At 74.4% G+C, this 13,004-nt stretch carries 11 protein-coding genes; 2 read left to right on the top strand and 9 right to left on the bottom strand.

The genetic code is table 11. From position 1 onward, the window contains the following. Positions 1–87 precede the first annotated feature (87 nt). Positions 88–600: a DinB family protein gene (locus IE332_RS27310; protein ID WP_189921337.1), complete on the top strand. Its 513-nt coding sequence runs from the start codon at positions 88–90 to the stop codon at positions 598–600. A 9-nt stretch (positions 601–609) separates the two neighbouring features. Here IE332_RS27310 and IE332_RS27305 read toward each other — a convergent pair whose 3' ends face one another. Beyond that, positions 610–1,104, bottom strand: a complete 495-nt coding sequence (locus IE332_RS27305) for a P-loop nucleotide/nucleoside kinase family protein (protein WP_189921335.1) — start codon at positions 1,102–1,104, stop codon at positions 610–612. Positions 1,105–1,359: 255 nt separating this feature from the next. Next, the gene (locus IE332_RS27300) at positions 1,360–2,994 is read right to left on the bottom strand and encodes a CehA/McbA family metallohydrolase (RefSeq protein ID WP_189921333.1); all 1,635 of its coding nucleotides are present in this window, start codon (positions 2,992–2,994) and stop codon (positions 1,360–1,362) included. A gap of 203 nt (positions 2,995–3,197) precedes the next feature. Between IE332_RS27300 and IE332_RS27295 the strand changes: the two genes are divergently transcribed. Next, a complete protein-coding gene (locus tag IE332_RS27295; protein ID WP_189921331.1) occupies positions 3,198–4,151 on the top strand; it encodes a polysaccharide deacetylase family protein in 954 nt (317 codons plus the stop codon). A gap of 44 nt (positions 4,152–4,195) precedes the next feature. Here the strand turns inward: IE332_RS27295 and IE332_RS27290 are convergent, their stop codons facing one another. The 7 genes from IE332_RS27290 to IE332_RS27260 all read right to left on the bottom strand — a co-directional run bounded on the left by IE332_RS27290 (position 4,196) and on the right by IE332_RS27260 (position 12,929). Continuing rightward, positions 4,196–4,579 (bottom strand): barstar family protein, encoded by a 384-nt coding sequence (locus IE332_RS27290; RefSeq protein ID WP_189921329.1) that lies wholly within the window; start codon positions 4,577–4,579, stop codon positions 4,196–4,198. Between the two features lie 80 nt (positions 4,580–4,659). Then, positions 4,660–5,313, bottom strand: a complete 654-nt coding sequence (locus IE332_RS27285) for a 4'-phosphopantetheinyl transferase family protein (RefSeq protein WP_189921326.1) — start codon at positions 5,311–5,313, stop codon at positions 4,660–4,662. A 116-nt stretch (positions 5,314–5,429) separates the two neighbouring features. After that, the gene (locus IE332_RS27280; RefSeq protein ID WP_189921324.1) at positions 5,430–7,781 is read right to left on the bottom strand and encodes an arylsulfatase; all 2,352 of its coding nucleotides are present in this window, start codon (positions 7,779–7,781) and stop codon (positions 5,430–5,432) included. Continuing rightward, a complete protein-coding gene (locus tag IE332_RS27275; protein WP_189921322.1) occupies positions 7,778–9,511 on the bottom strand; it encodes an ABC transporter ATP-binding protein in 1,734 nt (577 codons plus the stop codon). The genes IE332_RS27280 and IE332_RS27275 overlap by 4 nt, the downstream gene beginning before the upstream one ends. Continuing rightward, positions 9,508–10,365: an ABC transporter permease gene (locus IE332_RS27270; protein ID WP_189921320.1), complete on the bottom strand. Its 858-nt coding sequence runs from the start codon at positions 10,363–10,365 to the stop codon at positions 9,508–9,510. Before IE332_RS27270 ends, IE332_RS27275 begins: the two co-directional genes overlap by 4 nt. Positions 10,366–10,369: 4 nt before the next feature. Next, positions 10,370–11,314: an ABC transporter permease gene (locus IE332_RS27265; protein ID WP_189921318.1), complete on the bottom strand. Its 945-nt coding sequence runs from the start codon at positions 11,312–11,314 to the stop codon at positions 10,370–10,372. 25 nt (positions 11,315–11,339) lie between these two features. After that, positions 11,340–12,929, bottom strand: coding sequence for an ABC transporter substrate-binding protein (locus IE332_RS27260; RefSeq protein ID WP_189921316.1), 1,590 nt, complete (start codon positions 12,927–12,929; stop codon positions 11,340–11,342). Between the last annotated feature and the right edge of the window lie 75 nt (positions 12,930–13,004).

Genomic DNA, 13,004 nt, shown 5'->3' with positions numbered 1-13,004 from the left:
TCCCGAGACCTGACGAGATCCGATGCAGGCCGGCGAGATCTGCTGACGAGACCTGACGAGACCGTGACGAACACCCCGAGGAGAGCGATGAACACCCCCGACGAACGCCCCGCCCCGCCGCTGACCGGCGGCGAGCGCGAGATGCTGCGCGGCTTCCTGGACTTCCACCGGGCGACCCTCGCGATGAAGTGCGAGGGCCTGAGCGACGAGCAGCTGCGGCAGCGTTCCAGCCCGCCGTCCACCCTGTCCCTGCTCGGGCTGGTCCGGCACATGGCGGAGGTGGAGCGGACCTGGTTCCGCCGGGTGATCGACGGGGAGTCCGTCCCGCTGGTCTGGTCCGCCGAGGGCGACTACCAGGTGGCGTACGACGACGCCGGCAGCACCCGGGCCGAGGCCTTCGCCGCCTGGCAGACCGAGGTCGAGCGCTCCCGCCGCATCGAGCTCGCCGCCGAGAGCCTCGACGTCACCGGCTACCAGGCCCGCTGGGAGGCCGACGTGTCCCTGCGGCTGGTGATGCTGCACCTGATCCACGAGTACGCCCGCCACAACGGGCACGCCGACTTCCTGCGCGAGGCGATCGACGGCGTGGTGGGGGCCTGACCCGACGGGCTACCAGCCGAGGAGGTGGGTGCGGCGGGTGAGCGCGGTGAGGACGGTCTTGGCGGTGGTCTCGACGGTGAGGCCGCTGGTGTCGAGCGTGTGGGAGGCGTCCGAAGCGGCCGGGTCGGCCTGGAGGACGACGTAGTGGAGCGCGGCGCCGGTGGCGCGGCTCTCGCGGCGGAAGGTGTCGAGCGCGGCCGGCACGGCCGGGGACTCCACGACGACCTGGTAGCCGCGGGTGGCGTAGGCGAAGGCGGCCTGGGCGGCGGCGGCCAGCGCGGTGGCGTTCTGGCGGCCGGCCTCCGGCAGGTGGGGCGGGAGCTGGCCGCTGCGGATGACCCGCAGGAAGTCGTCCGTCCGCAGGTGGACGCTCGGGTTCAGCTCCCGGGCGAGCAGCTCCGCGACCGGGCTGTTCCCGGCCCCGGAAGGGTCGACGAGGACGAGGACGCCCCCGGCGCCCCGGCCGCCCCCGAGCTCCGGCCCACCTACGGTCGTACGGTTCACAGCTGCGGATCCCTTCGCGGGCCGGGGACGGTGGGGTAGCCGGGGCGAGACGGTCGGAGTGCGAAGGGGCTGGTCGGCACAGATCCGGACAGCCGACCGCCTCGTCCCTACGACTGATGCGCTTCGGGGATCAACCTAGTCCAAACGGGTGCCCCGAGTCGTCCCCCACCCGGTGCGCGGACGGGTCGCCGGAACCGGCCGGTGACCTCGCGGTGAGCGTTCGGTGACCGGCCGGTGGCCGCGGGCGGGGCCGGTTCAGTGCTCCTCGGTGCGCAGGACGATCGGATTGGTCAGTGCCGCCATCGGCCCCCAGGGCAGGTCCGGGCCCATCGCGTTGCCCTTGCCCGGGGTGCCGTCCGGCTTCGGGTGGCGGACCTCGGCCCGGACGTACGCGGCGAGCGAGGCGGTGGTGCGCCACACCACCGTGCCGGAGCCGCCGGCGGGCAGGGACTCCTGGTGCATCTGCCCCTCGTCGGTGATCAGCCGGACGGTGCCGCCGGGCACCCCGGAGACGTCGAGCCGGACGTCCAGCGGCGCGTCGGCCGGGACGGTCAGCTCCTCGCCGATGCCCGCCTGCCGACCGTGCCCGGTGACGGTGAACTCCAGCCGGACCGCGCTGGACTCGGCGAGCCAGCTGCGCCCGTCGCGCAGCCCGTCGAGGACCGCGTCCCGGGTGAGGTCCTCGGCCAGCACCACGTTGTGCGGGGAGCCGATCACCTGCGGCTCGCTGTGCGCGTCGCTGTTGCCCATGGCGGGCAGCCAGGAGCGGCCCTCGCGCAGGGCGACGGCGAGCCGGCCGTCCCAGGTGTCGACGGCGGACTCGTCGTCGTACGTCCAGGGGCCGTTCCACACCTCGACCGCGTCGGCCTGGTCGTAGCCGAACTTCCACTGGCAGGCGACGTACGGGCAGTACGGGTGCGCGGGCACCACCAGGCCGCCGGAGCGGTGGACCTGGCGGACGAACCGCGGGAACTCCTCGTCGCGCGAGCGGTAGCGCCAGTCGACGAACTGGCCGCCCTCCAGGCCGAGGGCGAGCCAGTGGCCGTTGCGGGTGGTGATCTCCTCGCCCGGGACGATCAGCAGGTCCGGGCCGGCCAGCGGGCCCCAGACGGCGTGCGAGGAGCTGGTGTTGTGGTCGGTGGAGACGATGAAGTCGAGGCCGGCCGCGCGGGCGCCGGCCGCGACCTCCTCGGGCCGGCGCCGCCCGTCGGAGTGCACGGTGTGCAGGTGGCAGTCGCCCCGGTACCAGGCCCGGCCGCGGCCGCGGGCCCGCTCCGCCGGGTAGTGCGGGGTGAACTGCGGCCCGGGCGCGCCGAACCGCAGGGTGACCTCGACGTGGTAGTCCAGGCCCTGCGGGGCGATCTGGTACGGGCCCAGCACGATGTGCCAGGTGCCGGGGTCGACCGGGCCGGGGAGGTAGCCGGGGGTCGCGGCCGAGCGGGAGAGGCTGAACTCGGTGCGGAAGCCGCCGGACCAGCCGCGGAAGCCGGGCCCGCCGAGGTCGGTGCCGCGCTCGTCGAAGATGCCGATGTCGCAGGAGTTGCCGGGGGTGCCGGCCGGGACCGGGGGCTTGTCGTAGCCGTAGGAGACGGCGATCTCGCGGACGCCCTCGGGGACTTCGACCGGGAGGTAGACGAAGTCGGCGGTGCCGGTGGGGAGATGGCCGGTGAGGGTGAGGGTGCGGTCGGGGTCCGTGGCGGGGGCGGCGACGGCCTCACCGGCGCCGGCGGCTCCGGCGGCGAGGCCGAGGGCGGTGACGGCGCCGGTGGCCAGGCCGGTGCGGAGCAGGTCGCGGCGGGCGGGGCGCGGGGAGGCGGGGTCGGGGGTGGCGGGGCTCGGGGTGTCGGGGTGCGGGGTCGCCGGGTGCGGGGTGGTGGGCTCGGTCGGCATCGAGGTCTCCGGTTCGGGGGCGGGCGGGTCGCTCGCGTGCCTACCCGGGGGAGTGAACCCGGGGTGATTCGGGGCCCACGGGGGTGGGGCGGGTCGGTGAAGAGGGGCCGAGCGGGGGCGGGGGCGAGTTGCGGGGAGTGACGAATGGTCGGTTCATAGTCATGTAATCAGTTGATTCGAGTGCAGATGGGTTGGAGGCGGGCGTGGCGGTGAGTCGGCGGGCGCTGCTCGTGGTACTGGCCGGGGGCGTACTGGCGGGGTGCCGGACCGAGGCGGCGTCGACGTCGCTCGCGGGCTCGGCCTCGTCGTCGGGCTCGTCGCCGCTCTCCGCGGCGGCGACGCCGTCCGGCATATCCGGGGCGGCCGCCGCGCCGACCGCGACCGGGACGCCCAGTGCCGCTCCCTCACCCGCTCCGACCCCGGCCCCGACCGCGGCACCGGCGAAGGCGAAGGAGCCGACGCGGGCGGAGGTGGTCGAACGGTACGCCGCCGAGGCCCCGGCCGACTGGGGGCTGGAGGTCGCCGGGGTGATCACCGAGCTGCCCGAGGGCGAACGCGCGACGGCGCTCACCTTCGACGCCTGCGGGGGCCCCGGCGGCAACGGCTACGACGCCCCGCTGATCGACTTCCTGCGGGCGCACGCCGTCCCGGCCACGCTCTTCCTGAACGCCCGGTGGATCGACGCCAACCCGGACGAGTTCGAGCAGCTCGCCGCCGACCCGCTGTTCGAGATCGGCAACCACGGCACCGTCCACCGCCCGCTCTCGGTCACCGGCCGCGCCGCCTACGGCATCGCCGGCACCCGCGACGTCGGCGAGGTCTACGACGAGGTGGCCGGCAACGCGCGGAAGCTCACCGAGCTGCTCGGGCACCCGCCCCGGTTCTTCCGCTCCGGCACCGCGCACTACGACGACGTCGCCACCCGGGTGGTCGCCGACCTGGGCGAACGGGTGGCGGGCTTCAGCGTCAACGGGGACGGCGGCGCCACGCTCGGCGCCTCCGAGGTGCGGCGGGAGGTCGGCTCGGCGGCGCCGGGCGCGATCGTCATCGGCCACCTGAACCACCCCGGCGGCGGCACCGCCGCCGGGGTGGCCGCGGCGGTGCCGGGGATGCTGGCGGCGGGGCGGCGCTTCGTCCGGCTCTCGGACGTGCTGTAGCCCCTGCCCCGTGGGGCAGTGGGCAGGGGCAGGGCCGGGCGCGCTCAGGCGAGCCGGAGGCCGCCCGGGTGCTCCTCCTCGATGATCCGCACCAGCCAGTCGAAGACCGTCGGCCCCTTGCCCGCCCGGGCGGCGGCCAGCTCGGCGGCGACCCGCTCCCGGTTGGTGGGGTGGCAGCGGCCCAGTCGCAGCTCCAGCTGGCGGACCGTCTCCGGGTAGCCGAGGGCGCGGCGGGACGCCTCGTGGTCGCGCCACTCGATGACCCAGTCCCCGTCGTCGGGCGTGCCGTAGCCGCCGCGCAGGCAGTCGGCGAAGGCGTCGAGGTTGCGTCCGAAGTAGCCGTCGGCGCCGATCTCCCGCCCGACGACGTCCCAGAACTCCTCCAGGGAGCCGACCCTGCTGCCGTCGATCACGTAAGTCACCGTCACGGGGTCGAGGATATGCCCGTCAGGTGAACGGCCGGAGGCGGCGCCGGTGGGCGCGGGAGCGGCCGCAGCAGCCACGTCGGCTACGGCGCCACGGCGATCGCGGTGGCGAGCAGCCCGTCCCGGACAGTCCAGCGGCCCTCGAAGCCGTCGAGCCGGCGCCCGCCGACCACCGGGCCGGGGACCAGCAGGCGGGCGGTGAAGGTGCCGTCCGGGGAGAGGTCCAGCTCGGCCTCGCTGAACTCCAGGAACAGCCCGGTCAGCGGGAACCACGCCTTGTACACCGACTCCTTGGCGCTGAACAGCATGCGGTCCCACGGGGTGTCCGGGTGCTCGCCGGCCAGGTCGGCGAGCCGCTTCCGCTCGACGGGCAGCGCGACGACGTCCAGGACGCCCTCCGGCAGCGGCAGCGCCGGCTCGGCGTCGATGCCCACGGAGGCGAGGGTGCCGGCCCGGGCCACGGCGGCGGCGCGGAAGCCGTCGCAGTGGGTGAGGCTGCCCACCACGCCGTCCGGCCAGCTCGGCGCGCCGCGCAGGCCCGGCACGAGCGGGCGGTAGGGCACGCCGAGCCGGGCCAGGGCGGCCCGGGCGCAGTGGCGGACGGTGGTGAACTCGCGGCGCCGCTTGTCGACGGCCCGGGCCAGCACCGCCTCCTCGGCCGGCTCCAGCCGGGCCTCCGGCGGGTCGTCGTACGCCACCTCGGTCGCCACGACGTCCGGCAGCAGCTCCCCGATCACCCGTTCCCCCTTCGGTCGGTCGCGCGGCCGTCGCCGCGCCGGACGAGGGTAACCCGGGCGGGGGTTCCCGGTGGGCGGAACGGGGAGCACCGCCGGAGGTCCGCCGGCCCCGGGGCCTACTCGAAGGCGGCCGCCGCCTCGCGCAGCGCCCGGGCGACCGTCTCCGGGTCGTACGGCGCCGGCTCGCCGGGCAGGTAGGTGACGGAGCGCAGCGCGCCGGCGTAGCGGAAGGCGCGGTGGCGCTGGTGGACCGGCCAGGACACCGGGGACTTGCGGTCGATGCCGACGCTGATGCCCTGGAACGGCGCCATGCCGATCAGCTGGTGGACCGGGCCGAGCCGGCCGCCCCGGTCCGGGGCCTCGGCGCCGTCGACGAGCAGCCGGAACTCCCACTTGAGGTCGGCGACCGCCGTGGCCGCCAGGGTGACCAGCGTGGCACCGGGCGGTACCGGGCCGCCGTCGGCCTCCAGCAGTTCGCCGTACTGGTTGTAGGCGAGGCGCAGCCGGCCGTCCTCGACGTAGAGGCTGTAGCCGCCGCCCTGGTCGCCGTGCGAGACCAGGACGCCCTGGTCGCCCGCCCGGTAGCCGTCGAGCGCGACCTCGACGGTGAAGGAACGGAAGGAGATCAGCCGGGAGGAGCGGTAGCGCTCCAGCTCGGGGGTGCCGGGCAGCAGGGTGACCGGGCGGCGCAGCCGCTCCGCCTCGGGGCCGCGCAGGGCGAGGGCGCCGCTGCCGTCGGCGAGCGGGAAGACGCCGTTGCGCCAGGCGGCGTCCTCCCAGGCGGCGGACAACTCCTTGACCAGCTCGGGGTGTTCGGCGGCGACGTCGTGGATCTCGGTCGGGTCGGTGCGCACGTCGTACAGCGCCCACTCGCCGTCGTCGTACGCGGTGCCGGGGCGGTGCAGGGTGACCAGCTTCCAGCCGTCGCGGTAGTAGCTGCGGTTGCCGGTCATTTCGCAGTACTGCTCGTGGTGGGTGCCGGGGGCGGCGCCGTCGCGCAGTACGGAGGCGAAGCTGATGCCGTCGAGTTCCTGGACGGGGCGCTCCCGGCGCTCCGACGGCCGTTCCACGCCGGCGAGTTCGAGCAGGGTGGGGAGGATGTCGGTGACGTACTGGTACTGGGCGCGGACTCCGCTGTCGCCCTCGGCGCGCGGCAGGCCGGCGGGCCAGGAGAGCACGAAGGGGACGCGGACGCCGCCCGCGTAGGTCTGGCCCTTGTAGAGGCGGAAGGGGGTGTTGGAGGCCATGCCCCAGCCGCGCGGGTAGTGGACCAGGCTCTGCGGGCCGCCGATGAGGTCGATCTCGCGCTGGACGTCCGGGGTCCAGTCGGCCGGGAGGTTCGGGTGGTGGACGAAGCGGCTGAAGTAGCTGCGGGTGCCCTCGGCGCCGCCCTCGCCGGTGCCGCCGTTGTCGCTGGTGAACACGATGAGGGTGTTGTCGAGTTCGCCGAGCGCGGCCAGGGTGTCGGTGAGCCGGCCGAGGTTCTGGTCGACGTTGTCGACCATCGCCGCGTACACCTCCATGTAGCGGGCGTACAACTTCTGCTGTACGTCGCCGAGTTCGTCCCAGGGGCCGACCTCGTAGCCGGCCTCGGAGTTGCGCTCGGGCAGCTCGGTGCCGGGCGGGAAGTGGCCGGCGGCGAGCTGGCGGGCGAAGCGGGTGCGGCGCAGTTCGTCCCAGCCGTCGTCGTAGCGGCCCCGGTGGCGGGCGAGGTCCGCGGGCTTGGCCTGCAGCGGGCCGTGCACGGCGTTGTGGGCGAGGTAGAGGAAGAAGGGCTTGTCGGCGTCGTGGGCGCGCAGCGACTTGACCATCTTGATCGCCTGGTCGGTGATGTCGTCGGTGTAGTAGTAGTCGTCGGGGAACTCGTCGATGTCCAGGGGGCTGTTGTCGCGGACGAGTTGGTGCGGGTGGAAGAGGCTGGTCAGGCCCTCCAGGACGCCGTAGTACTGGTCGAAGCCCTTCTGCAGCGGCCAGTTGGCGCGGTCGTCGGCGGCGTTGGAGGCGGAGTCGCGGGTGAGGTGCCACTTGCCGACGGCGTACGTGGCGTAGCCGGCGTCGTGCAGCAGCTCGGCGAGGGTGGGGATGTCCCCGGCGACCTCCATTCCGTAACCCGGGAAGCCCGGGTCGGCGTTGGCGACGAAGGAGTAGCCCACCCGGTGCGGGTTGAGGCCGGTGAGCAGGGCCGCCCGGGCGGGGGAGCAGAGCGGCATGGTGTGGTAGTTGGCGAGCCGGACGCCGGTGGCGGCGAGGCGGTCCAGGGTGGGGGTGGGGATCTCGGCGCCGAACGGGCCGATGTCGCTGTAGCCCATGTCGTCGATCAGGACGACGACGATGTTGGGCGCGCCCTCGCGCGGGCGGACCCGGCGGGGCCAGGCGGGGGTGGACTCGCGGAAGGTGCGGCCGACGGTGCCGGGGAAGCCGGCGTACGGGTCGCGGCGGTGCGGGTGCTCTTCGGGCGCGGTGGTCATGCGGTGCTCCGGGTGGTGGCGCGGGCGGGAGGGGCGGTGGCTTCGCCAGGGGTGGTGGCGCGGGCCGGTTCCAGGTGCGGGGCGGCGGGCAGGTGCGGGACGGCGGCCAGTCGCGGCACGGCGGCCAGGAGTTCGGCGGTGTACGGGTGTTCGGGCGCGGTGACGACGCGGTCGGCCGGGCCGGTCTCCACGATCCGGCCGCGGTGCATCACGGCGATCCGGTGGCTGACCCGGCGGACGACGGCCAGGTCGTGGGCGATGAACAGGACGGCCAGGCCGAGTTCGCGCTGCAGCCGGGCGAGCAGGTCGATCACCTGGGCCTGGACCGAGACGTCCAGCGCGGAGACCGGCTCGTCGCAGATCAGCACGCTCGGCTCGGGCGCCAACGCGCGCGCGATGCCGATGCGTTGGCGCTGGCCACCGGAGAAGGCGCGCGGGTGGCGGTCGGCCGTGGCCGGGTCCAGCCCGACCTGGGTCAGCAACTCGGCGACCCGGGCCTCGCGCCGGGCGCGGTCACCGAGACCGTGGGCGATCAGCGGTTCGGCGATGATCTGCCCGGCGGTCATCCGCGGGTTGAGCGAGGAGTACGGGTCCTGGAAGACCAGCTGGATCTCGCGGTGCGGCGCGCCGTGCCGGGCCGGTCGGGCCTGCTCCTCGCCGCGGAAGCGGATGCTGCCCGCCGAGGGCGCGTGCGCCCGGACCAGCGCCCGGGCGAGGGTGGACTTGCCGGAGCCGGACTCGCCGACCAGGCCGAGCGTCTCGCCGGGGTACAGGTCGAGGTCGACCTCGTGGAGCGCGGTGACGGCGCGCCGCCGGGAACCGTACGTCTTGCTCAAACCCCGTACGGTCAGCAGGGGTTCGGCGCCCGGGGTGCTGTTGGCGGCGGCCCGGGAGGGCTCCTCCAGGCGCGGGACGGCGGCCAGCAGTTCGCGGGTGTACGGGTGCCGGGGCTCAGCCGTCAGCTCGGAGGTGACGCCGCGCTCGACCACCCGGCCGTGGCGCATCACCAGCAGCCGGCGGCAGGTCTGGGCGATCACCCCGAGGTCGTGGCTGATCACCACCAGCGCGGTGCCGGTCTCCCGGTTGATCCGGGTGAGCAGGCGCAGGATCTGCTGCTGGACGGTCGGGTCGAGGGCGGTGGTCGGCTCGTCGGCGACCAGCACCTCGGCGTCGTGGGCCAGCGCGAGGGCGATCATGATGCGCTGGCGCTGGCCGCCGGAGAACTGGTGCGGGTGGTCGCGCAGCCGCCCGGCGGCGTCCGGGATGCCGACCAGGTCGAGCAACTCGGCCGCACGGACCTGGCGTTCGGCCTTCCGCAGCGAGCCGCCGTGGGCGCGGAGCGCCTCGTCCAGCTGGGTGCCGATGGTGAGGACCGGGTTGAGCGAGGACATCGGGTCCTGGAAGATCATCGCGATCCGCCGGCCGCGCAGGGCGCGCAGCGCCTCCTCGGGGAGGGCGGCGAGGTCCTGTCCGGCGAGCTCGACCGAGCCGGCGGTGATCCGGCCGCCGGGCGGTAGCATCCGCAGCAGGGCGAGTGCCGTGGTGGACTTGCCGGAGCCGGACTCGCCGACGATGCCCAGGGTGTCACCCGCCGCGAGCTCGAAGTCGACGCCGTCGACGGCGGTGGTGCCGCCGAACCGTACGGTGAGGCCGGAGACCCGGAGCACAGGGCGGGTGTCGGGCGCGTGGGGCAGGCCAGGTGTGTGGGGCGCGTCGGGCACGGTGGTCATCGGCGGATCCCCCGGTTCAGGGCCTCGGCGATCAGCGTGAAGCCGAGCACCAGCGCGGTGGTGGCAGCCAGCGGGGCGGCCGCGAAGGTCGGGTCGGTGGCCAGGTAGGCGACGGACTGGCTGAGGATGCTGCCCAGGGTGGGCTCCGGCGGGCGGACCCCGAGGCCCAGGAAGCTCATCGCGCCCTCGATGAACACGCCGAGCGACAGCGCGACGGCGGTCTGCACGATCAGCGGGTCGACCGCGTTGGGCACCACGTGCCGCAGCAGCACCCGGGCCCGGGAGGCACCCCCGACGCGGGCCGCCAGGGCGTACTCGCGCTCCCGCTGGACCAGGATCCCGGCGCGCAACTGCCGTCCGAAGCCCGGTACTTCGGCCAGCGCGATGACGATCACCACCGGCCAGCGGCCCGGGCCGAGGACGGCGGTCACGGCGAGGGCGAGGATCAGCCCGGGGAAGGCGAGCAGCAGGTCGAAGGCCCGCTGGACGGCGAGGTCGGCCCACCGGGAGGTGGCCGCGAGCAGCGCGGCCGAGCAGCCGAGCAGCGCGCCGACCGGGACGGCGGTGACGATCAGGGCGAGGTCGGTGCCGATGCCGTGCAGCACCCGGCTGAACAGGTCGCGGCCCAGGTCGTCGGTGCCGAAGGGGTGTTCGGCGCTCGGGCCGGCCAGCGCGAGCGCGCTCTGGGCGTTCGGGTCGGTGCCGGTGAGCAGGGGTGCGAGCAGCCCGGCGAGGGCGGCCGCACCGACCAGGGCGAGGCCGGTCAGGCCGCGCCAGCTGCGCAGGGCGGACAGGTAGCGGTTCCGGTCCGTCCGGTCCGTCCGGGGCTCGGGGGGAAGGGTGGTGGAGGTCATCGGGTCACTCCCAGCGGATCCGGGGGTCGAGCCACGCGTACGCGAGGTCGGTGAGCAGCTGGACGGCGACGTAGACCGCCACCACGAGCAGCAGCAGGTCCTGCACCACCGGGTAGTCCCGGCGGGCGACGCCCTGCTCGATCAGCTGGCCGAGGCCCGGCCAGGCGAAGATCCGCTCCACCAGCACGGCCCCGGCGATGAGGTGGCCGATCTGCAGGCCGAGCACGGTGACGGCGGAGGGCAGGGCGTTGGGCAGCGCGTGCCGCCAGACGATCCGCCGCCGGGAGACGCCGAGCGCGGTCGCGGTGCGGACGTAGTCCTCGGCGAGGGCGCGCTCGATGCCGTCCTTGAGGTAGCGGGCGAGCACGGCGGCGCTGGGCAGGGCCAGGCAGAGCGCGGGCATCGCCAGGTACTGGAGGGCCAGGTCCGGTGCGGCCAGCAGGGATTCGTGACCGCCGGCCGGGAGCAGCCGCAGCGAGACGGCGAGGACCAGGACCAGCAGCACGCCGGTGACGAAGGGCGGCACGGCCAGGACGGCGGTGGTGACCGCCTGGATCACGGCGGCGAGCGGACGGCTCCGGGTGGTCGCCCCCGCCACCGCCAGCGGCAGTGCGATCAGGACCACCAGGAGCAGGGCGCCGAGGGCGAGTTGGGCGGTGGCGCCGAGGCCGTTGCCGATCAGGTCGGCGACCTGGCCGCCGATCGCGTAGCTCGGCCCGAGGTCGCCGCTCAGCAGCCGGCCGAGCCAGCCCAGGTACTGGCCGAACAGCGGCTGGTCGAGGCCGAGTTGGGCGCGGATCGCCTCGACGGCGGCGGGGGAGGCGTCCGGTCCGGCCAGCGAGGTGGCCGGGTCGCCGGGGATCAGCCGCAGGATGAGGAAGACCAGGAAGGAGGCGAGGGCCAGGACCAGCAGTCCGCTGGGGAGGCGTTTGAGGAGGAAGGTGCGCATGGGGTCGGGTACCGGGCCGTCCTGCTCAGGCCGTCAGACGGGCGTCGTCGAGGTTGAGGTAGCCGAACTTGTTGAGCGTGGCGCCCTGGACCTTGCGGCCCGCGACCTCGACCAGCCCGGCGATGGCGAGGTCGATCACGAACTCCTCGTCCAGCAGCACGTCGGTGATCTGCTGGTACAGGGCCTTCGCCTCGGGGCTGTCGCTGTCGCCGCGGTTCCAGGCCCGCTGGACGACGTCGGTGTAGGCGGGGGAGGTGAAGTGCGAGCTGTTCCTGGCCTCGTTGAAGGGGTAGGCGCTCACCGCGAGGGTGGCCGGGTGCAGTTGGGCGAAGCCGTGGCTGAGCGTCCAGAGCGCGGGCATGGACTGGGAGATGAGCTGCTTCTGCATGGTCGGCGAGTCGGTGGGCTGGAGCACCGTGTCGATGCCCACCTGCTGGAGGTCGTACTGCAGGATCTGGGCGGTCGCCGTCGCGCCGGGGTCGTTGGAGTGCGCGAACGGCAGGGTGATCCGGTCCAGGCCGGCCTCCTTGAGCAGGGCGCGCGCCTTCTCCGGGTCGTGGCGGTAGTGGCCGGCGCCGGCCTCGGTGAAGGCGGGGGAGGACTTGGGCCAGGGGACGGAGGAGACGCTGCCGTAACCGCCGAGGGCCTGCTGGACGAAGCGCTCGCGGTCGACCGCCCAGGCGATGGCCTGGCGCACCCGCTTGTCGCCGACGTGCTCGGCGGTGACGTTCACGCCGATGTAGTAGGCGCCGGCGCCGGTGTCGTACTGCTTGATCCGGAACTGCGGGTCGCTGCGGAGCGTCGCGACGTCCTTGCCGCGGACGTTGTACGACAGGTGGGTCTGGCCGGTCCTGAGCGAGGAGAGCAGCGACTCGGCCTGCGGGACGATCCGGATCTCCACGCCGTCGAGGTACGGGCGGCCCGGGTTCCAGTACCGGTCGTTGCGGGTGAAGGTGAGCGAGGAGCCGGGCTTGCGGTCGGTGAAGGTGAACGGGCCGGTGCCGATCAGCCGGGTGCCGGCGACGGCGTCCTCGACGCTGTCGGAATCCGGGACGATCATGAACTCGAAGAGGTCGAAGAGGTTGCTGACCGGGTGGGCGAACAGCAGGGTCAGCTCGAAGTCGCCGTTCTTGCGGAAGTCGGTGACGGCCGCGGCGGTGGAGCGCAACTGGGCGGATCGGGCCGGGTTCTGGAGGTTCTTGACCGCGAAGACCACGTCGTCGGCGGTGAACCGGCGGCCGCTGTGGAAGAGCACGTCCTCGCGGAGCTTGAGCGTGACGCCGGTGCCGTCCGGCGCGACCTCCCAGGCGGTGGCCAGCTCGGGCTGCGGCCGGAGCCGGTCGTCGTACCGGGTGAGGGTGTTGAAGACCAGGCGCTGGACCAGGGTGTTGGCACTCTGGGCGAACAGCAGGCTCGGGGTGAAGTCGACGCCGGTGGCGACGGAGAGCACGCCGCCCTTCCGGGGGGTGTCCGAACTCTCGGCGGTGGCCGAGGTGTTGGCGACCTCGTCGACGGCGGACCGGCAGGCCGCGAGCGTCAGCAGGCCGGCACCGGCGAGGCCAGCGCGCAGCAGGGCGCGGCGGCTCGGAGCGGGGGGACGGATGAGCGCGGTCATGGCGGTCCTTCGGGAGGAGGGATGAGGGGGGTGGTCGGGGGGCCTGCGCTCAGTGGCGGTGCTCAGTGCCTGCGC

The organism is Kitasatospora xanthocidica, from assembly GCF_014656195.1.
Lineage (GTDB): Bacteria > Actinomycetota > Actinomycetes > Streptomycetales > Streptomycetaceae > Kitasatospora > Kitasatospora xanthocidica.
Note: the sequence above shows the minus strand (reverse complement) of the source record. Positions and strands in the feature narration are given on the sequence as shown.

Bases quoted from the DNA above. Each gene is read 5' to 3' on its own strand.
- IE332_RS27270 (WP_189921320.1), bottom strand. From the start codon at position 10,365: ATGACCTCCACCACCCTTCCCCCCGAGCCCCGGACGGACCGGACGGAC.
- IE332_RS27310 (WP_189921337.1), top strand. From the start codon at position 88: ATGAACACCCCCGACGAACGCCCCGCCCCGCCGCTGACCGGCGGCGAG.
- IE332_RS27300 (WP_189921333.1), bottom strand. From the start codon at position 2,994: ATGCCGACCGAGCCCACCACCCCGCACCCGGCGACCCCGCACCCCGAC.
- IE332_RS27260 (WP_189921316.1), bottom strand. From the start codon at position 12,929: ATGACCGCGCTCATCCGTCCCCCCGCTCCGAGCCGCCGCGCCCTGCTG.
- IE332_RS27280 (WP_189921324.1), bottom strand. From the start codon at position 7,781: ATGACCACCGCGCCCGAAGAGCACCCGCACCGCCGCGACCCGTACGCC.
- IE332_RS27265 (WP_189921318.1), bottom strand. From the start codon at position 11,314: ATGCGCACCTTCCTCCTCAAACGCCTCCCCAGCGGACTGCTGGTCCTG.
- IE332_RS27275 (WP_189921322.1), bottom strand. From the start codon at position 9,511: ATGACCACCGTGCCCGACGCGCCCCACACACCTGGCCTGCCCCACGCG.